Source organism: Streptomyces sp. Rer75 (assembly GCF_013414305.1).
GTDB classification, from domain to species: Bacteria; Actinomycetota; Actinomycetes; order Streptomycetales; family Streptomycetaceae; genus Streptomyces; species Streptomyces himastatinicus.
The window spans coordinates 985,126-1,007,259 of record NZ_CP058693.1 but is presented as its reverse complement, the minus strand read 5'-3'; the positions used below and the strand labels follow the sequence as shown (position 1 = coordinate 1,007,259).

General features: G+C 72.7%; 19 protein-coding genes. 8 read left to right on the top strand and 11 right to left on the bottom strand.

The genetic code is table 11. From position 1 onward, the window contains the following. The first annotated feature begins 163 nt into the window (after positions 1–163). Positions 164–868 carry a response regulator transcription factor gene (locus tag HYQ63_RS03560; RefSeq protein ID WP_179932467.1) on the top strand — a complete coding sequence of 235 codons (705 nt, stop codon included), beginning with the start codon at positions 164–166 and terminating at the stop codon, positions 866–868. 3 nt (positions 869–871) lie between these two features. Beyond that, a complete protein-coding gene (locus HYQ63_RS03555) occupies positions 872–2,272 on the top strand; it encodes a HAMP domain-containing sensor histidine kinase (protein WP_179932466.1) in 1,401 nt (466 codons plus the stop codon). A 57-nt stretch (positions 2,273–2,329) separates the two neighbouring features. Here the strand turns inward: HYQ63_RS03555 and HYQ63_RS03550 are convergent, their stop codons facing one another. From HYQ63_RS03550 to HYQ63_RS03540, 3 genes are read right to left on the bottom strand one after another with little or no spacing between them, the layout of a single operon-like run. After that, the gene (locus HYQ63_RS03550) at positions 2,330–3,151 is read right to left on the bottom strand and encodes an SAM-dependent methyltransferase (protein ID WP_179932465.1); all 822 of its coding nucleotides are present in this window, start codon (positions 3,149–3,151) and stop codon (positions 2,330–2,332) included. Next, a complete protein-coding gene (locus tag HYQ63_RS03545; RefSeq protein ID WP_179932464.1) occupies positions 3,148–3,453 on the bottom strand; it encodes a DUF397 domain-containing protein in 306 nt (101 codons plus the stop codon). The genes HYQ63_RS03550 and HYQ63_RS03545 overlap by 4 nt, the downstream gene beginning before the upstream one ends. A gap of 2 nt (positions 3,454–3,455) precedes the next feature. Continuing rightward, on the bottom strand, positions 3,456–4,313 hold the full coding sequence (locus HYQ63_RS03540) for a helix-turn-helix transcriptional regulator (RefSeq protein ID WP_179932463.1): 858 nt from the start codon (positions 4,311–4,313) through the stop codon (positions 3,456–3,458). Between the two features lie 291 nt (positions 4,314–4,604). Between HYQ63_RS03540 and HYQ63_RS03535 the strand changes: the two genes are divergently transcribed. Then, the gene (locus HYQ63_RS03535; protein ID WP_257231581.1) at positions 4,605–5,006 is read left to right on the top strand and encodes an ATP-binding protein; all 402 of its coding nucleotides are present in this window, start codon (positions 4,605–4,607) and stop codon (positions 5,004–5,006) included. 32 nt (positions 5,007–5,038) lie between these two features. Continuing rightward, a complete protein-coding gene (locus tag HYQ63_RS03530) occupies positions 5,039–5,974 on the top strand; it encodes a TAXI family TRAP transporter solute-binding subunit (protein WP_179932461.1) in 936 nt (311 codons plus the stop codon). A 57-nt stretch (positions 5,975–6,031) separates the two neighbouring features. Here the strand turns inward: HYQ63_RS03530 and HYQ63_RS03525 are convergent, their stop codons facing one another. The 3 genes from HYQ63_RS03525 to HYQ63_RS03515 are packed head-to-tail and all read right to left on the bottom strand — an operon-like array spanning position 6,032 to position 9,409. Then, positions 6,032–7,372 carry a HAMP domain-containing sensor histidine kinase gene (locus tag HYQ63_RS03525; RefSeq protein WP_179932460.1) on the bottom strand — a complete coding sequence of 447 codons (1,341 nt, stop codon included), beginning with the start codon at positions 7,370–7,372 and terminating at the stop codon, positions 6,032–6,034. Next, complete coding sequence (locus HYQ63_RS03520; protein WP_179932459.1) at positions 7,363–8,034, bottom strand: response regulator transcription factor; 672 nt, start codon at positions 8,032–8,034, stop codon at positions 7,363–7,365. Before HYQ63_RS03520 ends, HYQ63_RS03525 begins: the two co-directional genes overlap by 10 nt. Before the next feature lie 28 nt (positions 8,035–8,062). Next, complete coding sequence (locus tag HYQ63_RS03515) at positions 8,063–9,409, bottom strand: MFS transporter (protein WP_179932458.1); 1,347 nt, start codon at positions 9,407–9,409, stop codon at positions 8,063–8,065. Between the two features lie 251 nt (positions 9,410–9,660). Here HYQ63_RS03515 and HYQ63_RS03510 point away from each other — a divergent pair, with 251 nt between their 5' ends. Continuing rightward, on the top strand, positions 9,661–10,500 hold the full coding sequence (locus HYQ63_RS03510) for a family 16 glycosylhydrolase (protein WP_179932457.1): 840 nt from the start codon (positions 9,661–9,663) through the stop codon (positions 10,498–10,500). A gap of 4 nt (positions 10,501–10,504) precedes the next feature. On the opposite strand, the gene HYQ63_RS03505 is transcribed toward HYQ63_RS03510, so the two are convergent. The 4 genes from HYQ63_RS03505 to HYQ63_RS03490 all read right to left on the bottom strand — a co-directional run bounded on the left by HYQ63_RS03505 (position 10,505) and on the right by HYQ63_RS03490 (position 16,421). Continuing rightward, positions 10,505–11,500 (bottom strand): DMT family transporter, encoded by a 996-nt coding sequence (locus HYQ63_RS03505; RefSeq protein ID WP_257231579.1) that lies wholly within the window; start codon positions 11,498–11,500, stop codon positions 10,505–10,507. A gap of 97 nt (positions 11,501–11,597) precedes the next feature. Next, positions 11,598–13,181 carry a bifunctional phosphatase PAP2/diacylglycerol kinase family protein gene (locus HYQ63_RS03500; RefSeq protein ID WP_179932456.1) on the bottom strand — a complete coding sequence of 528 codons (1,584 nt, stop codon included), beginning with the start codon at positions 13,179–13,181 and terminating at the stop codon, positions 11,598–11,600. Positions 13,182–13,317: 136 nt separating this feature from the next. Further along, complete coding sequence (locus tag HYQ63_RS03495; protein WP_179932455.1) at positions 13,318–15,684, bottom strand: glycoside hydrolase family 95-like protein; 2,367 nt, start codon at positions 15,682–15,684, stop codon at positions 13,318–13,320. 140 nt (positions 15,685–15,824) lie between these two features. Next, entirely contained in the window at positions 15,825–16,421 is a 597-nt protein-coding gene (locus HYQ63_RS03490) for a TetR/AcrR family transcriptional regulator C-terminal domain-containing protein (protein ID WP_179932454.1), read from the bottom strand. A gap of 95 nt (positions 16,422–16,516) precedes the next feature. Here HYQ63_RS03490 and HYQ63_RS03485 point away from each other — a divergent pair, with 95 nt between their 5' ends. Further along, positions 16,517–18,004, top strand: coding sequence for an FAD-dependent monooxygenase (locus HYQ63_RS03485; protein ID WP_179932453.1), 1,488 nt, complete (start codon positions 16,517–16,519; stop codon positions 18,002–18,004). A 45-nt stretch (positions 18,005–18,049) separates the two neighbouring features. On the opposite strand, the gene HYQ63_RS03480 is transcribed toward HYQ63_RS03485, so the two are convergent. Next, positions 18,050–19,069, bottom strand: coding sequence for a DUF3048 domain-containing protein (locus HYQ63_RS03480; protein WP_179932452.1), 1,020 nt, complete (start codon positions 19,067–19,069; stop codon positions 18,050–18,052). A gap of 178 nt (positions 19,070–19,247) precedes the next feature. On the opposite strand from HYQ63_RS03480, the gene HYQ63_RS03475 reads away from it, so the two are divergent. Next, positions 19,248–19,418, top strand: coding sequence for a hypothetical protein (locus tag HYQ63_RS03475; protein ID WP_179932451.1), 171 nt, complete (start codon positions 19,248–19,250; stop codon positions 19,416–19,418). A gap of 543 nt (positions 19,419–19,961) precedes the next feature. Continuing rightward, positions 19,962–22,130 carry a hypothetical protein gene (locus tag HYQ63_RS03470; RefSeq protein ID WP_179932450.1) on the top strand — a complete coding sequence of 723 codons (2,169 nt, stop codon included), beginning with the start codon at positions 19,962–19,964 and terminating at the stop codon, positions 22,128–22,130. Positions 22,131–22,134 lie beyond the last annotated feature (4 nt).

Below are 22,134 nucleotides of genomic sequence, written 5' to 3'. Positions count from 1 at the left end.
TCCGGCCGGTGGCAACACCGGGGCGCGATCCCCCCGGAACGTACTGGGTACCCTGTCCCGGCTCGGTAAGCCGGTCGCGTGGATACGGTGAGAGCCGGGTAAGAACCGCAGCTCCGGGGGGATGCGGGGGACCGCACCCGACGGGCCTTGGCAGACTCGTCGTGTGACCAACACCGTGCTGCTCGCCGAGGACGACCGTGCCATCCGCCATGCGCTGGAGCGCGCCCTGACGCTGGAGGGATACCGGGTGACCGCGGTGTCCGACGGCGTCGAGGCCCTGGCGGCCATCCACCGTGAGCACCCGGACGTGATCGTGCTGGACGTGATGATGCCGGGAGTGGACGGAATCCAGGTGTGCCGGGTGCTGCGCGCCGAGGGCGACCGCACCCCCATCCTCATGCTCACCGCGCGGGTGGAGACCGCCGACCGGATCGAGGGACTGGACGCGGGCGCCGACGACTACGTGGCCAAGCCGTTCGACGTCGAGGAGGTCTTCGCCCGGCTGCGCGCGCTGCTGCGCCGCGCCGCCCCCATACCGGAGCCCGCGGGGGAGGGCACCGTCTTCGACGCCACGCTGGAGGTCGCCGACCTGCGGCTCGACCCCTCGGCGCGCCGGGTGTGGCGGGGCGGTACGGAACTGGAGCTGACCCGCACCGAATTCGACCTGCTGGAGCTGCTGGCCCGTAACGCGGGCATCGTTCTTGATCATGGCACGATCTACTCTCGCATCTGGGGCTATGACTTCGGCCCCGGATCGAAGAACCTGGCTGTATACATCGGCTATTTGCGCCGCAAGGTCGACCAGGTCGGGCTCACCCCGCTCATCCACACGGTGCGCGGCGTCGGCTACACCCTGCGGGAGGAGTGAACGGTGCGCTTCCCCCTCCGCCGTCATCCACGGCCCAGCCTGCACACCACCTTCGCGCTGTCCTTCGCGGCGGTGGCCTCCGTGGTGACCCTCCTGGTGGGCTTCCTCAGCTACGACGCCGCGGCCGGGCTGGTGCGGGTCGACCAGAAGTCCGCGTTCACCGACGTCATCCGCGATCTGCGGACCCAGGTCCGCGGCCAGAAGGTGATCCTGCGGCAGTACCCCTCCGAGGTCCCGGTGCCGTACGGGCTGCGCGACGACCTGCGCCGGATCAGCCGCATGGACGTCCAGGTGCTGGGCGGCCGGGGCGACGTCTACGACAAGGGCAAGCCCGCGCTGCCGGTCGGCGACGAGGACCGGGAGACCGCCGCGGCAGCCACCGCGGGCACCACCCGGCAGCGCAACATCTCCATCGGCGAGGACGACTACCGGATGGCCACCGTCGCGCTCGGCGACCACCGCGGCGCCGTGCAGGTGGCCCAGCAGATCAGTGACACCGAGGATCTGCTGCGCGAACTCCAGAAGCGCACCGCGCTCTTCGTCGTCGCGATCATCGTGGCCGCCGGGCTGGCCGGGTGGTGGCTCGCCGGACGCATCACCCGGCGGCTGGTACGGCTCACCCGGGTCGCCGAGAGCGTGGCGGTCACCGGCCGGATGGAGGTGGCGGTCCCGGTCGCCGGGGACGACGAAGTGGGACGGCTGGGCCGGGCGTTCGACGGCATGCTCGGCCGGCTCGCCCGCTCCAAGGACGACCAGCGGCGCCTCGTCCAGGACGCCGGGCACGAACTGCGCACCCCGCTCACCTCGCTGCGCACCAACATCTCGCTGCTGAGCCGTTTCGAGCAGCTGCCGCCCGCCGCGCGCGACGAGCTGCTGGCCGATCTGGCGGGGGAGACCCGGGAACTGACCGACCTCGTCAACGAGCTGGTGGACCTGGCGGCCGGTCAGCGGGACGACGAACCGCGCACGGAGGTGTCCCTGGACGAGGTCGCCACCAAGGCCGCGACCCTCGCCCGTCGGCGCACCGGCCGCGACATCACGGTACGGGCCGAGGGCGACACCCTCGTCGAGGGCCACCCGGCGGCCCTGCTGCGCGCGGTCTCCAACCTGGTGGAGAACGCCGCCAAGTTCGACCGGGACGGCACCGGGCCCGTCGAGGTCGTGGTGACCGGGCACCGCGTCGAAGTACGCGACCGCGGGCCCGGGATCGCGGAGGAGGACCGCGAGCGGCTCTTCGACCGCTTCTACCGCGCCCCCGGCGCCCGCAGCCTGCCCGGCTCCGGGCTGGGCCTGGCCATCGTGCGCGAGGTGGCCCTCGCGCACGGCGGCACGGTCTTCGCCCGCTCCCGCCCCGGCGGCGGCGCGGTCCTGGGCTTCACCGTGGACGGCCCCGAGGAGCCGTAACGGCGCCCCGAGGAGCCGTAACGGCGCCCCGAGGAGCCGTAACGGCACCACCCGCCACTACGGCTTGCGGGCCACCCCGGCCCACATGTTGATGTCCGCGCTGCGGATCTCGTCCGGGCGGTCGCCGGGGTCCGGCTTCCAGGCGTGCGGCTCCGAGACGCCCGGGTCGACCAGCTCCAGACCGTCGAAGAACGCCGCGACCTCGCTCCGGTTGCGGGTCGTGAAGGATATGCCGCTCTCCTTGTAGACGGCGATCACCTTCTGCCACGTCTCCGCGTGGAAGTCGGCCGTGGAGTGCGTCAGCATCAGATAGCTGCCCGGGGCGAGCGCGCCCATCAGCTCCGCCACGATCTCGTACGGCTTCTCCTCCTCCGGAATGAAGTGGAAGAGCGCGTTCACCGACAACGCGACCGGCTTGCTCAGGTCGAACGTCTCCCGCAGCTCGGTCGCCGTGATGATCCGCTGCGGTTCGCGCACATCGGCCTGGACGTACGCGGTGCGGCCCTCGGGGGTGCCGCGCAGCAGGGCCTGGGCGTACGCGAGCACGATGGGGTCGTAGTCGGTGTAGACGACCCGGGCCTCCGGCGCCACGCTCTGGGCGACCTGGTGCAGGTTCGGCTCGGTGGGGATGCCGGTGCCGATGTCCAGGAACTGCCGGATGCCCGCCTCGGCCGCCAGCCAGCGCGTCGCCCGGTGGATGAAGCCGCGGTTGACGGTGGCGTTGAGCTTGACGGTCGGGTAGACCGACAGCACCTTGCCGGCGGCCTCCGCGTCGACCTCGTAGTGGTCCTTGCCGTTGAGGTAGAAGTCGTACATCCGAGCCGAGTGCGGCTTGCTGGTGTCGATCTGCTGGTCCGGGGCGAGTCCGTAGTCGGTCACGCCGCCCTCCGTTCCGGTGCGTTAGCCGCCGAGGTGGCCAGGTTGTTGGGGTCGGGTCGGGTGAGGAGGAAGTCCGCGGCACCGGCCTTGGCGCCCTGGATGAACTTCTCCATCTCATGGTGGGTGTAGATCAGCGCGGGGCCGTCGGGGTCCGTCGACTGCCGCAGGGCGATCCGCCCGTCGTGCAGCCTCAGGGCCTCCACGCACGCACCGCCGTTGGGGCCGCTCCAGGGCTTGCGCCAGCCCTCCGTCGCCAGACGGGTGGCCGGCATGCCGTTGTAGACGTCTTCTACCTGATCCACAGTCACAGCTCCTTGCGAATCTCTCGGAGAAAGCCCTCCGTGCGCCGCGCCGATGTGGCCTGGGTGCCCATCCGGTCCAGTGCCTCCAGGTGGGCGGCCACCTCGGTGCGCTGGTCGAGATAGCCGGCGCCGGTCAGGCCCTCGGCGTAGACGATGTCCGGCAGCTCCGGGATCTGGAACCGGAACAGTTGGAAGGGGCCGCCCATACCCGGATGCGGCCCGGCGGCGAACGGCACCACCTGGAGGGTCACATTCGGCATCCGGACGGCCTCGATGAGGCGATCGATCTGGGCGCGCATGATCTTCGGCCCGCCGATGTGCAGACGGAGTACCGTCTCGTCCATGACGGCCCACAGATGCGGCCCGTCGGGTCTGGAGAGCAGCTCCTGACGCTCCATCCGCAGCGCGACCCGCCGGTCGAGTTCCTCCTCGGTGCCCTGCGGGAAGCCGATGCGCAGCAGCGCGCGGGCGTAGTCCTCCGTCTGGAGCAGACCGGGGACGAAGTGCGGTTCGTACGCGCGGATCCGGCTGGCGGCGCCCTCCAGGCTCACGTAGAGGCTGAACCAGTCGGGCAGCACATCGCGGAACCGGTGCCACCAGCCGGGCCTGTTGGCCTCCTCGACGAGTCCGAGGAAGGACTCCACCTCGTCCTGTTCGACGCCGTAGGTCCGCAGGAGCTTCTCGACGTACGGGAGCTTCAGGCCGACTTCGGCCTTCTCCATCCGGCGCACGGTGGTCTGGTTGACATGCAGCGCCTTGGCGGCCGCGTCATAGCTGACTCCGGCCCGCTCGCGGAGGTGCCGCAGCCGCATGCCGAGGACCATCTGCCCGACGGTCGGGGCAGACCGCGCTTCACCCACGTCATACCTCCTCCGACGGTGTTGTGCGTCTCAGTGTGCCATGCTCGGTGTGGACGGCACAGACTGCGTTGGCCATTCTGCATTTTGCAGAACGCGCCTTGCCAACTGATGCTCGCAGGAACGATAGTGGCGTCGTGACCGGTCCCAACGTGGCTGTCCTGTCGCGCACTTGCGGCAGTCGCGGACGGGCGGCATTCACGCCCCCACAGGTAGACGGACGGAAGGCACATGGCCGTGGCACTGCGTCAACGCTCGACGATGGCCCCTCACATGAGCTCCGCCGGCGTTGACATGGCTCTCCGCCAGGAGAGTCTGCAACTGCCCGCCCGGGGTGCCTCGGTCGCCGCGGCGCGACGGCTCGTCCGGAACCGGGTGCCCCACTGGGGCTTCGACGAGGACGTGTGCGGCGCGGCCGAGCTGGTGATGTCCGAGCTGTTCACCAACGCGCTCGTGCACACCGCGAGCGACCAGATCCTCTGCGTGCTCCGCGCCCAGGAGCGGCGCTCGCTGTACGTCGAGGTCGCCGACCAGGGCGGCGGCCCGCTCGGCCCCATGCCCCGGGAAGCGGGCGTGGAGGACGAGAGCGGCCGCGGTCTCGCCCTCGTCCGCGCCCTGACCGAGGCCTGGGGCGACCGGCCGGGGGCGGCCGGCGGCCGCGTGGTGTGGGCCCAGCTCAGCGCGCTGGCCCGCTGACCAGTACGTACTCCGGCGGTTAGCATCGCCGGGTGCACACCGTCCCACGCCGCCTGCTGCTGGCGCTCGCCGCGGGCGGGCTCGCCGGTTGTTCGGACCCCGGGCCCTCCGCCCGGGTGCGGCTGGCCACCGGCCCGCGGGGCGGGCCCTACGCCACCTTCGGCAGCAGACTCGCCACCGAGGCGCACCGCGCCCACCACGGGCTCACCGTGCGGGTGCTCACCACCGCGGCGAGCGTGGAGAACCTGCGCATGCTCGGCGACGGCCGGGCCGACCTCGCGCTCACCCTCGCCGACAGCGCGGCGGACGCCGCCGCGGGGAGCGGCCTCTTCCGGCGGAAGATGCCGGTCGCCGCCCTCGCCCGGCTGTACCTCAACTATCTGCACCTGGTCGTACCCGCCGACTCCACGATCGAGCACCCCGCCCAGCTGGCCGGGCGCACGGTCTCCCTCGGCGCCGCCGAGTCCGGCACCTCGACCACCGCCGGACGGGTGCTCAGCGCCGCCGGGGTACGCGACGTCCGCGCCGTACGCCTCGGGCTCGGCGCCTCCGCCGACGCGCTCACCGACGGGGAGGTGGACGCCTTCTTCTGGTCCGGCGGCGCCCCCACCTGGGCCATCTCCCAGCTCGCCCGCCGCTGCCCGCTCCGCCTGATCCCCCTCGGCGGGCTCGCCCGCGCGCTGCGGCGCGACCACGGCCCGGTCTACGAGGAGGTCTCCGTCCCGGCCGGTGCGTACGGGATGCGGGGGCCGACCCTCACCGTGGGCACGCCCAGCTATCTCGTCTGCCGCTCCGGGCTCGCCGACGGTACGGCCCGCGCGCTCACCGATGTGCTCTTCGAGCGCCGCGACAGGCTGGCGGTGCCGGACGCGCCGGGCAGCCGCCTGGACGAGCGGTACGCCATCGGCACCGGCACCGTCCCCCTCCACCCGGGCGCGGCCGCCTACTACCGCGCCGCCTACGGCTGACGGCCCGGCCCGTCGCGGGTTCACCACGCTCGCATGCCGCTGCCGCGGGAGGCACCGTCAGCCCACCGGCAGGCGCAGCTCCACCACCAGCCCGCGCGGCTCGGCGGAGCGCAGCGTCAGCTCGGCGCCGCAGGAGCGGGCCAGCTCGGCGGCGATGGCCAGGCCCAGGCCGCTGCCGGGGACGTTCCCGTGGTCCGGGGCGCGCCAGAAGCGGCCGGGGGCCGCGGCCAGCTGTTCGGGGGCGAGCCCGGGGCCGTCGTCGGCGATCCGCAGCGCTCCGGCGGCGTCGAGCGAGACGGTGACCGTGCCGCCGGACGGCACGAACTTGGCCGAGTTGTCCAGCGCGATGTCCGCGATCCGGGCGGCCGGGGCGGGCAGCGGCGGGGCGTCCGGGCCCGCCCGGTCGACGTCCACCACCAGGGTCAGCCCCCGCGCCGCGTGCACCTCGCGCCAGGTGCCGAGCCGCGCGGCGAGTGCCGCGGGCGGGATCGGCTCGGGGTCGGCCGCCCCGGCCTCCACCCGGGCCAGCTCCAGCAGGTCTTCCAGCAGCTCGGCCAGCCGGTCGACCTCCGCGAGCGCTTCGGCGTAGTCGACGGTCCCGCTGTCCCGCAGGTGCGGCTCCAGGTTCTCCAGCCGCAGGGACAGGACGGTCAGCGGGGTGCGCAGTTCGTGCGAGGCGTCCGCGACGAAGGCGCGCTGCCGCTCCAGGGCGGTGGAGACCGCGTCGGCCATGGCGTTGAACCGCTGCTCCAGCAGCCGCAGCTCGGCGGGGCCGTGGCCGCCGTCGCGCACCCGGGCGTCCATCCGGCCCTCGGCGATCGCCCGGGTGGTGAGGTCCAGTTCGGTCACCGGCCGCAGGATCCACCGCGCGAGGCGGCGCGCGGCGATCAGGGCGCAGGCCACCGCGATCAGCGAGCCGCCCGCGACCGCCGCCCAGACGAACGCCACCTCGCGCCGGGCGGTGGCCGTGGCCACCCGCATGAGCACCACGCCGGAGACCTGGGCGTCCCGGCCGACCGGCTCGGCGATCACCACCGCCCCCGGGCCGAACGGGGTGACCAGGGGCAGGCTTCCGGTGGTACGGCCGGACAGCGCCCGCTCGGCGGGCTCGCGCTCCCAGGCCCCGCCGCCCGCCACCCGCTCGCCGTCCCGGCCCCGGATCTCCACCGCGGTGCCGTACAGCCGGTGGTAGCGGGAGACCTCCTGGACGAGCCCGGTGGTGTACCCGTCACGGATCGCCTGATCGGCGAGTTCGGCGAGGCGGGTCGCGTCGGCGCGGCGCTCCAGCAGCAGCTGCCCGGTGCGGTGCGAGGAGTACGCGCGGGCGAAGGGCACCGCGAGCGCGGCCACCAGGCATGCGATGAGCACGGTGTAGACCGTCAGGATCCTCAGGTGCATCCGCCGGTTCCCAGCCGGTATCCGGTGCCGCGCAGCGTTTCCACCAGCTCCGGACGGCCGGTCTTGGAACGGATTCCGGCGATGTGGACGTCGAGGGAGCGGGACGCTGACAGCAGCAGGTCGCCCCAGATCGCGTCCAGGATCTCCTCCCGGCTGCGGACGACACCGGGTTCGCGGGCGAGCAGCGCCAGCACGTCGAACTCCCGGCGGGTGAGGGCGACGGGGTGGCCGTCCACCTCCAGCTGCCGGGTGGCCAGGTCGATGCGTACGCCGCCGACCTCGACCACCGGGCCCGCGGCCGTGAGCGGCCGGGTGCCGCGCCGTACGACGGCCTCCATGCGCGCGATCAGCTCGGCCGTGCGGAACGGCTTGACCAGGTAGTCGTCGGCGCCGCCGCGCAGGGACCGGAGCACGTCCCGCTCGGCGGCCCGGGCGGTGACCACGATGACCGGGACGGCGGAGGCGCGGCGCAGCCTGCGCAGCGCCTCCAGCCCGTCCATGTCGGGCAGCCCCAGGTCGAGCAGGACGAAGTCGGCGCCGTCCTTGAGCCGGAGCGCGTCGTCCGCGCGCCCGGCGCGGACGACCTGGTGCCCCAGCCGGTCGAGCGCCGAGGTCAGCGCGGCCGCCAGCCGGTCGTCGTCTTCGACCAGGAGAACGTGCATGCTTCAGGGTAAGCGGCCGCCCGAGGGCTCAGACAGCGGTCTTCCGCAGGCCCTCGCGGGCCGATTCCCCGGCGGCCGCTTCCCGGGTGAGGGCGGTGTCCCGGGTCTCGCGCATGGTGAGGTAGACGATGAGCGAGACGGCGGCACAGCCGGAGACGTACCAGTAGAAACCGGACTCCGCACCGGCCTTCTTGAACCACAGCGCCACATACTCCGCCGTGCCGCCGAACAGCGCGTTGGCCAGCGCGTACGGCAGGGCCACCCCGAGCGCCCGGACATGGGTGGGGAACAGCTCGGCCTTCACCACCGCGTTGATGGAGGTGTAGCCGGTGATGATGACCAGCGCCGCGAGCGAGAGCACCAGCGCGCCGAGGAAGGTGTCGGTGTTCGCGAGCGCGGTCATGATGGGCACGGTGCCGAGCATCGAGCCGAAGCCGAAGGTGATCAGCAGCGGTCGGCGGCCGATCCGGTCGGACAGCGCTCCGGCCGCCGGCTGGATCAGCATGAAGAGGAACAGCGCGCAGAAGCTCACCAGCGACGCGTCGGACTTGCTCAGCCCGGCGGTGTTCGACAGGTATTTGGTGAGGTAGGTGGTGTACGTGTAGTACGCGACCGTGCCGCCCATGGTCAGCGCGATGACCAGCGCCGCCTCCTTGCGGTGGCGCAGCAGCTGGCGAAGGGTCCCGCGTTCGGCCGCCCCCTCGTGGGCGCCCTCCTCCTCGGTGTACGCCTCGGTCTCCAGCAGATTGCGCCGCAGCCAGAAGACCACCGCGGCGGCCACGGCACCCACGATGAACGGGAAGCGCCAGCCGTAGGAGTGCAGCGCGTCGTCGGACATGCTGCGCTGGAGCACGATCAGCAGTCCGAGGCCGATGAGCTGGCCCATGGTCATGGAGACGTACTGGAAGCTGGAGACGAAGCCGCGGCGGCCGGGCTGGGACGCCTCGGTGAGATAGGTGGCGCTGGCCGCGTACTCGCCGCCGACCGAAAGGCCCTGGAGCAGCCGGGCCACCAGCAGGATGAACGCGCCGAAGTAGCCCACTTGGTCATACGTCGGCGCGATGGCGATGAGCAGCGCGCTGGCCGACATCAGCGTCACGGTGAGGGTGAGCGCTGCCTTGCGTCCGCGCCGGTCGGCGTACCGGCCCAGCAGCCAGCCGCCGATGGGGCGCATGAAGAACCCCACGGCGAAGATGCCCGCCGTGTTGAGGAGTTGCGCGGTGTCATTGCCCTTGGGGAAGAAGGCACCGGCGAAGTAGGTGGCGAAGCTGGCGTAGACGAACCAGTCGAACCATTCGACGAGATTGCCGATCGAGCCGCCGAGGACGGCTCGCCAGGGGGTACGAGGGTGTTGTGCTGAGCCGGTGTCGCTCACTGGGCCTCCAGATACGTGCGATAGCGGGCCGGCCGCTCGATGAGGCGGTCGTCGCGCAACGCAGCGTCGGTGCGGACAGGGGGCGGCGTACAGACCACGGACCGAGAGCTAACGTCCGGTTAACACACCGTCCCGCGCCGGACCTTTCCCCGCCGGGCTCCGTCCCGAACCGTTGACGTCTTCTGGGGGCCGCGGGATTGTGGTGGCTCCTGTTTGCTTGTGTTCGAAGTTTCGGACTTCGGGAGGCGGCCATGCGTGGCGTGTCAGCACCGGGCAAGTCGTACGGACGCAGGAGATTCCTCAGCGGAGCAGCCGCCCTCGGCGGGGCGGCGGCCCTGGCCGGGCGGTCCCGCCCGGCGGCCGCCGCACCGGCGGCGACCTGGGAAGACGTGATCAACGGCTCCTTCGGGAGCTACGGCGCCTTCGAGGCGGAATGGAACTACCTCTACCCCTGGGGCTCCGACCACAACGGGAGCGCCCGGATGTACGGCAGCTCCACCGACCACAACCACATCACCCTCGCCTCCGGGGTGCTCACCCTGAAGGCCACTCGCATCACCTGGGACGAGGGCACCAGCGGCTCGTCCCCGCACCTGCCGATCCGTTACCACTCGGGCGCGGTGCACGCGAAGAACCAGATCGTGGTGACCGACCAGTTCCCCGACTACGAGGTCAAGGGCGAGTTCCAGGCGCCGAGCGCGGCCGGGACCTGGCCCGCCTTCTGGCTGACGGGGGTCAACAGCTGGCCGCCGGAGAGCGACATCCTGGAGTTCAAGGGCAACTCCAACAACTGGTTCAACACCTTCCGCAGCTCCTCGGACGTGTCCAGCACGATCGTCGGGGTCTCGGGCCCCGGGAACTGGCACACCTACCGCGCCTGGATCACCAAGGTGAACGCCACCGACGTGGACATCCACTACTACCTGGACGGCACCTGGAAGGCCGTCCACCGCGGCGCCGGTTTCGTCGGCAAGCCGCTGTGGCTCATCATCAACCTCCAGATGGAGGGCTCCTCGGGCTCCTCCGGCCCGGGCGGCGACACGTACTACCGGGCCCGGAACGTGTACGTCGGCCGGAACCGCACCCGCTGACGCGTTATCCGTGCGTCTGGAGCACCGCCTCGCCGCGGTCGGGGGTGCGCTTACGGGCCGGGTGCCGGGGCCGGGGGATCCGGCGGGTCAGCCGGGGCGGAGCCTCCGGGGCCTCGGGGCCGGGCGGCCGGTCGTCGGGACCGTCGTCCTCCGGCCGCCGCACGGTGTCCGCCCCGGTCTCCGCGCCGTGCACCATCAGCATCACCAGCCCCGTGCTCGCCACCAGCGCCGCGAGCAACGCCAGCAGCGTGCCGGGCGTGCCGTGCCGGAAGTGCTCGCCCAGCATGGCGATGCCCACGGCCGTCGCCACCACGGGGTTGGCCACCGTGGCCGTCGCGAGCGGCGAGGCCAGCCCGGCCCCGTGGTACGACGCCTGGGACAGCAGCACCCCGCCCCCGGCCAGCAGTCCGATCATGACGAGGCTGGGCAGCGCGTCGGCCCAGGAGCCCCAGATGCCCTCCACCGCGACGTTCTTGACGAACACCGAGGAGACGCCGAAGGCGGTCCCCGCGGCGGTGGCCAGCAGCACCCCGCGCAGCCCGCCCGGCCGCAGCCACCGCGCGGCCAGCGCCAGCGCCGCGATGGCGGAGAGCGTGACCACGGCCAGCGTGACCCGCTCCCCGTCCGACAGCGCCTGGGAGCGCGACGAACCGGTCAGCGACAGCAGTCCCGCCAGCCCCGCGGTGGCCAGCACCGCGCCCCGCCAGCCGGCCGCGCCGACCGGGCGCCGTACGAACACCGCCGCCATCGGCAGCGCGAAGACGATGGTGAGGGCGCCCAGCGGCTGCACCACGCTCAGCGGTCCGTAGGCCAGCGCGATCACATGGAGGACGGCCCCGGCCCCGTTCAGGGTCACCGCGGCCCACCAAGTCCCGCGCCGCAGCGCGCCGGTGGCGCCCGGCGGCATGGTCGCCGCGACGTGCTCCTGGAGGATGGCCCCGGCGGCGTAGCACACCGAGGAGACCAGTGCCAGCAGCACCGACAGCGCGAGCGCGGTCACGTCGAGGCCCCCTGGGCCGATCCGTCATCGTCCATGCCCTCATCCTTGAGGGTCGGACCCCGCTCCGTCGTCGTCCTTGAGCACAGACTTCCTCCTACTACTTGCGTAGTACTGCGCGCCACCATTTCGCCTTGGCGGCGGCTGTGCGGGCCCGCTGGAGCAGTTCGTTCTGCGGCTGTGCGGGCCGGTAGACCGTGAGCGCGGCGGGCCGCTTGTCGATCAGCAGCGCCTCCGCGGGCTCCGCCGCGACCTCGCCGTCGTAGGCGCGGGTGTCCAGGGCGTGCAGACCGGTCAGCCGCAGTTGCCGCATCCGGCGGGTCGTATAGACGCGCGAGCGCCCGAGCGTGCCGGTGAGCGCCGAGAACAGCAGCCGGGTGCGGGCCAGCGGCTGGTCTCCGTCGATGGCCCGGACATCGAGCAGCCCGTCGTCCAGCTGCTGGCGGTACGCGGGCGCGAACCCCTCGGGGGAGTAGCCGCCGTTGCCGACGAACAGCACCCACAGCCGCCGCGGGTGCCCGTTGACCTCGATCTCCATGGGGGTGGCCGTGCGCAGCACCCGGCCGAGCGCGACGGCGGCCGCGGGCCACTTGCCCAACCGGCCCTCCAGGCTTTCGCGGATCCGCACCAGCTCGGGGTAGAAGCCGAGGCTGAAGGTGTTGACGAAGTGGCTGGTGCCCTCGCCTTCGGCCCGTTCGGCCCGTTCGGCTCCTCCGGTGAGCGGGGTGGCCCGGGCGAGGTCCACGGCGACCGCGTCGCCCTCGGTCACCGCGTGCGCGGTGTCCTCGAAGTTCGGCACGCCGATGTCCAGCGCGAAGTGGTCGAGGGTGCCGCCGGGGAAGACGGCGAGCGGCAGCCCCCGCTCGGCGGCGAGCGCGGCCGCCGCGTTGACGCTGCCGTCCCCGCCGCAGATCCCCAGCGCCCCGGCCCGCTCGGCGGCCCGGCGGGCGGCCTGGCCGAGCAGCGCGATGAAGTCGTCGTCGGGCCCGCAGTCCAGGATCTCGGCCGCGGGCAGCAGCAGCTCCAGCTGCTCGGCGTCGGTGAACCCGCCCGCGGCCGCGCCGTTGCCCGCACCGTGGTTGACGACCACGACCAGCCCCTCGCCCTTGGGCATGGCGGGTGCCGAGACCCGCGGCCGGGCCTGCGCCGGGGCCTCCGGGCGCGGCGGCCACCAGCGGCAGGTGAGCGCGGCGGCCCCGGCCCCCAGGGCGACCCCGGCCACCACATCGCTCGGGTAGTGGACGCCCACATAGACCCGGGAGGCGGCGACAGCGGCGGCGAGCGGGGCGACCAGCGTGCCGTACCGGGACGACTCGATGGCGACCCCGGTCGCGAAGGCGGCCGCGGAGGCGGAGTGCCCGGAGGGGAAGGAGCTGGTCCACGGCTGCCGGCGCAGCCGCCGGACCAGCGGCACGGCGTCCATCACCGGGCGGCGGCGCTCCACGGTCCACTTCACCACCAGGTTCGACGCCAGCGAGGCGGCCGCGAGCGAGCCGACGCCCCGCAGCGCCGCCCGCCGCGCGGTGCGCCCGCCCGCCGTCGCGAGCACGGCGGCCGTGCCGAACCACAGCTTGCCGTGGTCGGCGGCCCGGCTCAGCCGGGGCAGCAGGGGATGAGCGCCGCGCAGCCGGCTGGCCGCGACCCGCGCGAACAGCTGCCGGTCGATGTCACTGATCGGTCCCATGCCTCATGGGTAACCCGGAATGGCCAGGGCACGCCTCACCGGCACGCGGTGTGATCCATGCCCTCTCGGTTCCGCGCGGTGCGGGGGCGGGGCCGTACGTGCGTACGGTCCCGCCCCCGGGCTACGTGACGTGGCGTCAGGACGCGGGGAGTCCCCAGCGCGGCGCCGCCTCGTTCGGCTCGACCGGCCTGACCGTCATGTCCGGGTGATCGCCGCGCGCCGTGATCACGGCCTCGTGCCGCCTGCCCAGCGCGATGCGGATCGTCCCGGCGCCGACGTGCTCGTACGGCAGCCGCCGCCCGCGCTCGTCGTGCACCTCGATGCTGCCGGGCAGGGAATGCCGTACGACGCAGGGCGCGCCCGCCTCGCTGCGCAGCCGCACCCAGCGGGTCACCCCGCCCTCGCGCGCCGCGCTCAGCAGGAACGCGCCCTGGGTGCGGAAGTCGTGCACCATGAGTTCGCGCCAGGCGGCGGGCAGCGCGGGGAACACCCGGATCACCCCGCCCCAGCTCTGGCACACCATGTCGTGCAGCGACTGGGCGGCCGACAGCGGGGTCTCGATGACCGGGCCCGACTCCTTGTACAGGGTGTTCGGCTGGATGAAGCGGGTCATCAGCTCGCCCAGGTACTTCAGCGCGTCCTCGCCGCGCCCCATCTGCGCGGACATCGAGGCGGCGCCGGTGAAGGTGTAGCCCTGGAGTGCGCCCTCGAAGCCGACCCAGTGGTTGAGCGACGTCTCGATCAGCTCGCGCTGGTCCGGGTCCTCCCAGGTCACCTCGTACAGGGGATAGACGGCGAGCATATGGGAGTAGTGGCGGTGCGACTTGGCGAACGGAACGCCCGCGCCGATCATGAAGCCGTTCTCGTCGACCGGATACGGGGTGAGCTTCGTGAGCACCTCCCGCCAGCGCGGTGCCGACGGATCGTCGACGCCGAGGATCTTCGCCGAGTCGAGGAGCGTGGCACAGCCCCAGCGCAGCAGCATCAGGTCGTAGTTGCAGTCCGGGGCGTTCACCCCGTACTCGGGCGAGAAGGTGGCGGGCAGATGCAGCTTGCCGTCGCTGCCGGGGGTGAGGAAGTGGAGGTAGTACGCGACGGCCTTGCGCAGCAGGGGGAAGACCACGTCCCGCAGGATCGCGGTGTCCATGGTGTGGCGGTAGCTGAGCCACACGTTGTGCAGCGCCCAGGTGAGGTTGCCGACCTCGGGGGTGGGCGGATCCTGGCCGGGTATGCCGACGGCGAAGCCGCCGTTCGTCACCGAGGCGCCGTTGACCAGCCGCATGTCGGTGGTGCGCGGGATGCCCGCCGAGTCCTTGCGGTACGGGGCGTGGAGCTGGTTGGACAGGTTCTCCCGGAACTCGCCGAGGGCGCGGGTCACCGCGTCCAGCTCCAGGTGGTTGGAGCCGTGGATCAGCCAGTACTCCAGCTGCACATTGAGGTTCCACCAGGTGGCGGGCCACGGGGTGGGCTCCAGCCACGGCCCGCAGGTGGCCATCACGGGCGCGTCGGCGCGGGCCGCCGAGGCCACCTTGTAGAGCTGGATCCAGTAGAAGCGCTGGAGGCGGGCGTCGGGGAGGGAGAGGAAGCTCTTGCGGTAGTACGCGTGCCACCAGGTGCGGTGGGTGGCCGCCAGCGCGCCGTACGGCAGCGCCGACGCGGCCCGGACGGCCTTCAGCGCGCGGTCGCGGGCGGTGGTGCGGGGGTGGGAGTGGGCGACGGTGACATAGAGGGTGCGGCGCCGGGAGCGGGTGCGCTCGCGCCAGGCCGTCACGTGCTGCCCGCCCGCGAGCAGCGGCTGTACGGCGGCCCGCATGCCGTGGTGGTCCTCGACGGTGGCCGGGGGATTGCCGGTGTAGCCGTCGGGGACGGGCTTGAACGCGACGCGCGGGCTGATGGCCTCGGCCGGGTGGAACACCCAGCGGAACCCCGTCTCGCCGGGGGTGGGGGTGACCTCGACGGCCATGACCGAGCGGGAGTTGTGCACCAGCGCGCGCAGGGTCAGCGTGCCCCGGTCGGTGGTGATCGTGCCGGTCAGCTCGGCGTCGCGCAGGCGCAGCCGCCAGTCGACGGCCTTGATCGTGCCGGCCGGCTCCAGGGTGAAGTGGCCGATCGGAAGCCGGGCGAGCCCGAAGAGGGAGCCGAACTCGGGGCGGTGGTCCTGCACCTCGGTGTGCTGGATGTTGAAGCGGACGGCCCCCGGAGTGTCGGGGTCGGCGTAGATTCCGGAGCCCAGGCGGGCGTTGCCGAGGTACGGACCCTCGTACCAGGTCGTGGGCATCTTCTGCCACACCATGTCGGCGTCGTCGAGGACGGTGGTCCAGGGGTCGGCGTCGGATGACGTCTGCCGGGCGGTGTCCGGGGCCGCGCCGGAGGCCGCGTGGGCGACCGTGACCGGCGCGGTGAGCCCGATGGTTCCGGCGGCCATGGCGCCACCGACGACGGTTCTTCTGGTGGGTGCGGTCACGTACGTGCCTCCAGTTCCTCGGGCTGAACCACTGGGCATGATGCAGCCCTTCCGGAGGAACCGGAAGCCCTCGCGCACGATAAACATCGGATGGGCAGCCCAGGGTGGTGCGCCGAAATGCCACGGTGGCCCCGTCGGAGCGGCAATACCTCGGATCTCCTGTCCTCGACGGGGCGCGGCTACCCCTCGGTCTCGCGTCCGTTGACGAGGAGGCCGAGGCCATGGCGGAAGCGGTCCTCGAAGTCGCCGAAGTGTCCGACGGCCGCGGCGAGCGCGGGATAGCGGTCGGCGGTGGCCGCGCGCAGCAGCCGGTCCATGCCGTCGGGCGCCCCGGCGGCCTGTTCCTCCTGGGTGAGGCCGAGGGTGAAGTAGACCAGCGACCAGGTTCGCCAGCCCGCCTCCGCGGGGGTGTGGCCGCCGTCGAGGAACGCGCCGATCAGGGTGTCGGCGAAGCGCAGGGTGTGATCCTCGGCGACATGCGTCCCGGCCATGACCCGGGCGCCGTCGCGCCGGGAGAGCAGCGCCGAGCGATAGCGGTGGGCCAGGGTGCGCGCCCGTTCGTCCCAGGGCTCGGGGAGCGGGGGGTCCGCGCAGCCGGCGAGCATCGCCTCGGCCATCAGCTCCAGCAGCCGAGGCTTGCAGGAGGCGTGCCAGTACACGGTGTTGAGCTGGACGCCCAGCCGCTCGGCCACCTTGCGCATCGTGAGCTTGTCGAGCCCCGCCTCGTCGAGCAGTTCCAGCGCCGCCGTCACCACGGCCGTGCGGTCCAGGGCCATACCCGCCGTCTCCCTCCGCTTGCCTCTTGATCCTGGATCAAGTCTACTGGGGCAGTGCGTTGATCCAGGATCAAGAGAATCGTGGAGGGGACACTGTGCCGAACGATGTCGTCGTGGTGGGGGCCGGACCCGTCGGGCTGCTGCTCGCCGCCGAACTGCGGCTGGCGGGCGTGCCCGTCACCGTCATCGAGCGCGCCGCCGAGCGCAGCCCGCACTCCAAGGCGCTGACGCTCCATCCGCGCACCCTGGAGGTGCTGGCGATGCGCGGTATCGCCGAGCACTTCGTCCGGGCGGGCACCCCGCTGCCCACCGGGCACTACGCCGGGCTGCCGGCGCGGCTGGACTTCTCCGTACTGGACACCCGCTTCCCCTACACGCTGGTGCTGCCCCAACTCCGTACCGAACAGCTGCTGGAGGAGCGGCTGCGCGCGCTGGGCGGGGAGATCCGGCGGCGGCACCGGGCGCTGGAGGTGCGGCAGGACGCGGCAGGCGCCGAGGTGGAGGTGGAGGGGCCGGACGGCCGCCACACGCTGCGCGCGGCATGGGTGGTGGGCTGTGACGGGGCCGGAAGCACCGTGCGGACCTCGAGCGGCATCGACTTCCCCGGCACCCCGACCACCACGACCGGCTTCCTCGGCGATGTGCTGCTGGACGAGCTGCCCTCCGTCCCGTCGGTGGCCAATGAGCGCGGGGGCGTCCTGATCGTCCCGCTGGGCGAGGGCTGCTACCGCTTCGCGGGCTCCTCCGTCCGGTCCGCCTCCACACCCGCCTCCGAGCCGTTCACCCTCGACGAGTTGCGCACGGTCGTGCGCGACATCGCGGGCACGGACTTCGGGATGCGCGCGCCACGCTGGCTGTCCCGCTTCGGCAACGCCGCCCGGCAGGCCGCCCGTTACCGCGAGGGCCGGATCCTGCTCGCGGGGGACGCGGCGCACATGCACATGCCGATGGGCGGTCAGGGGCTGAACGTCGGGCTCCAGGACGCCTTCAACCTCGGCTGGAAACTGGCCGCGGAATGCCAGGGCAGGGCGCCCGGCGGGCTGCTCGACAGCTATCACGCCGAGCGTCATCCGGTCGGGGCCGCACTGCTGGAGAACACCCGGGCGCAGACCGCGCTCGGGGCTGTGCACACGGCGGACACCCACGCGCTGCGCGCCGTCCTCAGCGGCCTCCTCGCCGGGCATCCGGCGGTCAACCGGCAGCTCGCCGAGCAGATTTCGGCGCTGGACGTGGCCTACGAGCCCCCGCCCGGCGCCGACGCCTCCCCGCTGGAGGGCACCCGCGCCCCCGACCTCGGCCTGGAGGGGGCGGCCGAGTCGAGCCTGTATCCGCTGCTGTCCGACGGGCGGTTCGTCCTGCTGGACCTGACCGGGGGCGGCGCGGACGGACCCGGTGGTGGCGCATATGCCACCGCCATGGGCATCGCCGAGCGGACCGCCGGGGGAGCGGACCGGGTCCGGACGGTCTCCGCCCGCCCGGCCACCGCGCATCAGGGCTGGGAGGATGTGCGGACCGTGCTGGTGCGGCCCGACGGACATGTCGCCCGGGCGTTCTCCGAGGCCCCGGCGCTGTCTTCACGGTGAGCGTGTCCGCACGGTGAGCGTGTCCGGAGGGTGGGACGGCCGGATTCACCGGGCCGTGAACACCACCCACACCGGGCCCGGCGCGAACGTCATCCGGTCGCCGTCCGCGGTGGTGAAGGCGGTGCCGCCCCCCGCGCCCGGCCGGGACCAGCGGGACTCGTACGCCTTGCCGTCGCGCAGCACCAGCGCGCCGCCCGACCCGACCGTCTCGGTGAAGGGGGTGACGCTGCCGAGCACATCGTGGAAACGCGACGGGCGGACCGTCGTGTGCTGCACCACCACCGTGGCGGCGCCCAGCCGTCCGCCGTCCGTGGTGCGGGCCGGGGTGCCGTCCATCGCCACCAGCCACCGCTTGGCCGCGGCGGACCAGGTGAAGGTGAACCCCGCGGACGGATAGCGCACCGTCTGCCCCTTCCTGGGCTCTCCGCCCGGTGGCGCGGCGCCGAAGCGGAAGCCGATGTCCGAGGCGTCCGAGGCGTGCGGGGCGAGGCGCAGCGCGGCCTCGGGGCGCACATACAGGTTGTGCGGCGCGGGGTGTTCCGTACCGCGGACATAGGCGCGGGGCGCCGTGGCGGGCGGCAGCGGATACAGCGGCGCGGCCTCCACGGTGGACCGCAGCCGGGACTGGACGCCCGAGTACGCGAGCGCCGGGCGCCCGAACTGGTGCAGCAGATCGAGGTCGCTCTCGCGGGCGCTGCGCACCGGTCCCACCTCGGCGGGCAGTCGGCTGGAGAAGACCGCGAGCATGCGGCTCAGCCCGCCCTCCACCTGCTCGACGTAGACGATGTCGGCCGCGCCGAGGCCGGTCTGGGGGCGGGCCTGGCTCGCGTTGTCGATCTTCACGGCGAGCACGGGCGCGGGCTTCGCGGACACGCCGGTGAAGGGGAACTGCCCGGTGACGGGGGACCGGGCGTGCTCGGTGGGCCGGGGGTGCTCGGTGGGCCGGGCCCGGCCGCCGTCCTGGCCCTGGCAGCCGCCCAGCAGGGCGAGCGCGATGAGCGCCGTGAGCAGCAGGGTCGCGGGCCGGGCACCCGGTGGGCCGGGCCTCACCCGTTCGGCGGACATATGCCCCACCCCCTCCCGTCCCAGCTCACCATGGATGGGGGCCTGCGGCCACTTGGCGCGGAGCATTCGGCCGGGGTGTTCGTTCCTTGTCCAGTCCTCGGGAATCGACGGGCGGAGCCTTCAAGCGCTCGTTAACCTGACGACAGATCCGGTTCAGCCGACCACGAAGGAGTGTGCGGTGACCCCCGAGCAGACCACGAGCGACGAGTCACACGCGGAGTACGGCGGGCGGCGGGCGGAGCCGCCTGAGGTGGGCAGTCTGGAGGTGTGGGCACGCTCCGCCCCGATCCGCCTCGCCGGTTACGAGGACGACCTGGCCGAGCCGCACATTCTCCAGAGTGTGGACTGAGCGCCGCCGCCTATTCGTTTCATTGCGGAACAATTCGGACGGCCGTCATTCAGCCGATTTCGGCGCGGCCCACGAGGGGTGATACCCCCGCTGTGCAGCAGGAACAGACATTCGAAGGCTTTGGCCAAGGCTGAAAAACCGATCAGTCGGCACAAGGGTGTCCGATCCTCACGGCTCCTCCACATGTGTGAAGCAGTGGTCGGGAGGCTGCGTTCCGGAGCGATGAAAACCAGTCACCGCGGGGGCGCCGACGGCGCGTTGTGCGGCGTTCGTGGATTCGATCTACGCCGGGATGGCGCACTATATGGACTGCGCGGTCTCGGCTTCGGCCGCGCAGCCGGTCCGGACGACGCTGTTCGTGAGCCGGCGACAGGGGGAGGGACATCAGCCGTCGGGGAGGGGAGCCCCGGCCGCGTGAAGCCGCGTTTCTGAGGATCATTCATCGCTCATTCGCCTCGGCACACCGCCATCGGTGTGCCGACGCGCGTCATTCACCGGTCGGCGCCACGCGCCCTGCGCGGCTGCCCCTGGGGGGAGTTCACCATGGGTCGGATGACCCGGCCTGCCGCGGCATGCGCCGCTGCGGTCCTGCTGACGGCATTCGCTCCGGCGCTCACCGCGAGCGCCGCCGTGACGCCGAGAATCGACCTGCGGGTCCTGGTCCTGGACGACCACGGTCCCGCGACCGCCGCCATCACCGCCGAACTCGACGGCTCCGGCACCCCGTACACCACGGTCGACCTGACCGCCTCCGGGCGGTCGCGCATCGACGCCGCGTTCCTCAGCGACACCGTCGACGGACGGCCGCGCGCCAAGTACCAGGCGGTCGTGGTCCCCAACGACAATCCGTTCGGGGACGGTTCGGCGGAGATGGCCGCGCTCACCGCGTACGAGAAGAAGTTCGGCATCCGCCAGGTCGACGCGTACACCTACGCCCGCCCGGCCGTCGGCCTCAACCCCCCGCAGAACCCCGGGTACGCCGGATCGCTCGACGGCCGTACCGCGAAGGTCACCCCGTCCGGCGCGGCGGGTCCGTTCGGCTACCTCGACGGCGCCGTTCCGTTCGAGGACAACGACCCGGGCGTGACCGAAAGTTATGGCTATCTGGCCGTCCCGCTGGAGCGGCAGGCCGAGGGCGCCACCTACACCAGCTATGTGGACGCGCCCATCCCCGGCAGCTCGGCGCGGGGCTCGCTGGTCGGCGAGTACGCCCACGACGGGCGTCGCGAACTGGTCGTCACCTTCGTCTACAACCAGTACCAGAGCCAGTTCCGGCTGATGGCCCGCGGCATCGTCGAGTGGCTGACCCAGGGCATCCACCTGGGCGCCGACCGCAACTACCTCGCCGTCCACGTGGACGACGTGTTCGCCGCCGACGACCGCTGGGACACCGAACTCAACTGCACCCCCGGCGACATCGACTGCGGCACCGCGGGCAACGGCGTCGAGAACGACCCCATCCGGATGACCGCGGCCGACGCGAGTTACGCCAAGGAGTGGTCCACCGCCCACGGCCTCACCCTGGACCTCGCCTTCAACGGCGGCGGCAGCGAGGCCTACAAGGACGAGAACGGCGGCAGCGACCCGCTCGCCCAGCAACTCGTCACCGACCAGGGCTCCTTCCGCTGGATCAACCACACCTACAACCACCCCTTCCTGGGCTGTGTGCAGGACACCACCGTCGTCCCCTGGACGTGCGCCACCACCCTCCTCGGCACCACCCGCTATGTCGGGCTGACCGACATCACCGGGCAGATCAGCGACAACCTCACCTGGGCGGGCCGCCAGAACCTCGCCGTCGACAAGACCGAACTGGTCACCGGCGAGCACTCGGGCCTCAAGACCCTGCCGCAGCAGCCGAACGACAACCCCAACCTGTCGACCGCCCTCACCCTCACCGGTGTCACCTCGCTCGGCAGCGACGCCTCCCGGGAGCGGGACCAGCGCACCCTCGGCCCCGCCACCACCGTGCCGCGCCACCCCATGAACATCTTCTACAACGCCGGGCGCGCCGCCGAGCAGGCCGACGAGTACAACTGGATCTACGCGAAGAAGGCCGACGGGGGCAGCGGGGTGTGCGAGACCTCCTCGGCCACCACCTGCCTGGACGCCCCGCTGGACACCGCCACCGGCTACGCCTCGTACATCGTGCCGCTGGAGTCCAAGATCGCGCTCGGCCATGTGCTGGCCAACGACCCGCGGCCGCACTACGTCCACCAGTCGAACCTGGCCGAGGAGCGGATCGTCTACCCGGTGCTGGAGAAGACCCTCGGCGCCTACGAGGGCCTCTTCGCCGACAACACCCCGCTCGTCAACCTGCGGATGAAGGACGTCGGCGAGGAGCTGCACAAGCGCGGCGCCTGGGACAACGCCCTGGCCGCCGGGCGCGTCACCGCGTACCGCATCGGCGACACCATCACCGTCACCGCGCGCGGCGGCACCCAGGCCCCGGCCACCCTGCCCGCCGGCACCCAGCAGACCCAGACCGGCAACGCCACCGCCTTCGGCGGCGCCTACGCCGGGCTGCGCTCGGGCTGGGCCACGCCCACCCTCGGCCGGATCACCTTCACCCTCCCCGGCGACGCGGTCCCGGACGACCCCTCCGCCGCGGCCCCCGCCCTGCGCGCCGCGGCGCCCGCCGACCGGCTGCCCGTCCCGGCCGGGGTGCGCGACCCGGTGCCGTACGGGCCCGGCGACACCAGCCGCGGCTGAGTCC

Excerpts from the sequence above, each read along its gene's own strand:
- HYQ63_RS03470 (WP_179932450.1), top strand. The coding sequence starts at position 19,962 with ATGGGTCGGATGACCCGGCCTGCCGCGGCATGCGCCGCTGCGGTCCTG.
- HYQ63_RS03500 (WP_179932456.1), bottom strand. The coding sequence starts at position 13,181 with ATGGGACCGATCAGTGACATCGACCGGCAGCTGTTCGCGCGGGTCGCG.
- HYQ63_RS03520 (WP_179932459.1), bottom strand. The coding sequence starts at position 8,034 with ATGCACGTTCTCCTGGTCGAAGACGACGACCGGCTGGCGGCCGCGCTG.
- HYQ63_RS03525 (WP_179932460.1), bottom strand. The coding sequence starts at position 7,372 with ATGCACCTGAGGATCCTGACGGTCTACACCGTGCTCATCGCATGCCTG.
- HYQ63_RS03480 (WP_179932452.1), bottom strand. The coding sequence starts at position 19,069 with ATGTCCGCCGAACGGGTGAGGCCCGGCCCACCGGGTGCCCGGCCCGCG.
- HYQ63_RS03510 (WP_179932457.1), top strand. The coding sequence starts at position 9,661 with ATGCGTGGCGTGTCAGCACCGGGCAAGTCGTACGGACGCAGGAGATTC.
- HYQ63_RS03495 (WP_179932455.1), bottom strand. The coding sequence starts at position 15,684 with ATGCCCAGTGGTTCAGCCCGAGGAACTGGAGGCACGTACGTGACCGCA.
- HYQ63_RS03490 (WP_179932454.1), bottom strand. The coding sequence starts at position 16,421 with ATGGCCCTGGACCGCACGGCCGTGGTGACGGCGGCGCTGGAACTGCTC.
- HYQ63_RS03535 (WP_257231581.1), top strand. The coding sequence starts at position 4,605 with ATGGCTCTCCGCCAGGAGAGTCTGCAACTGCCCGCCCGGGGTGCCTCG.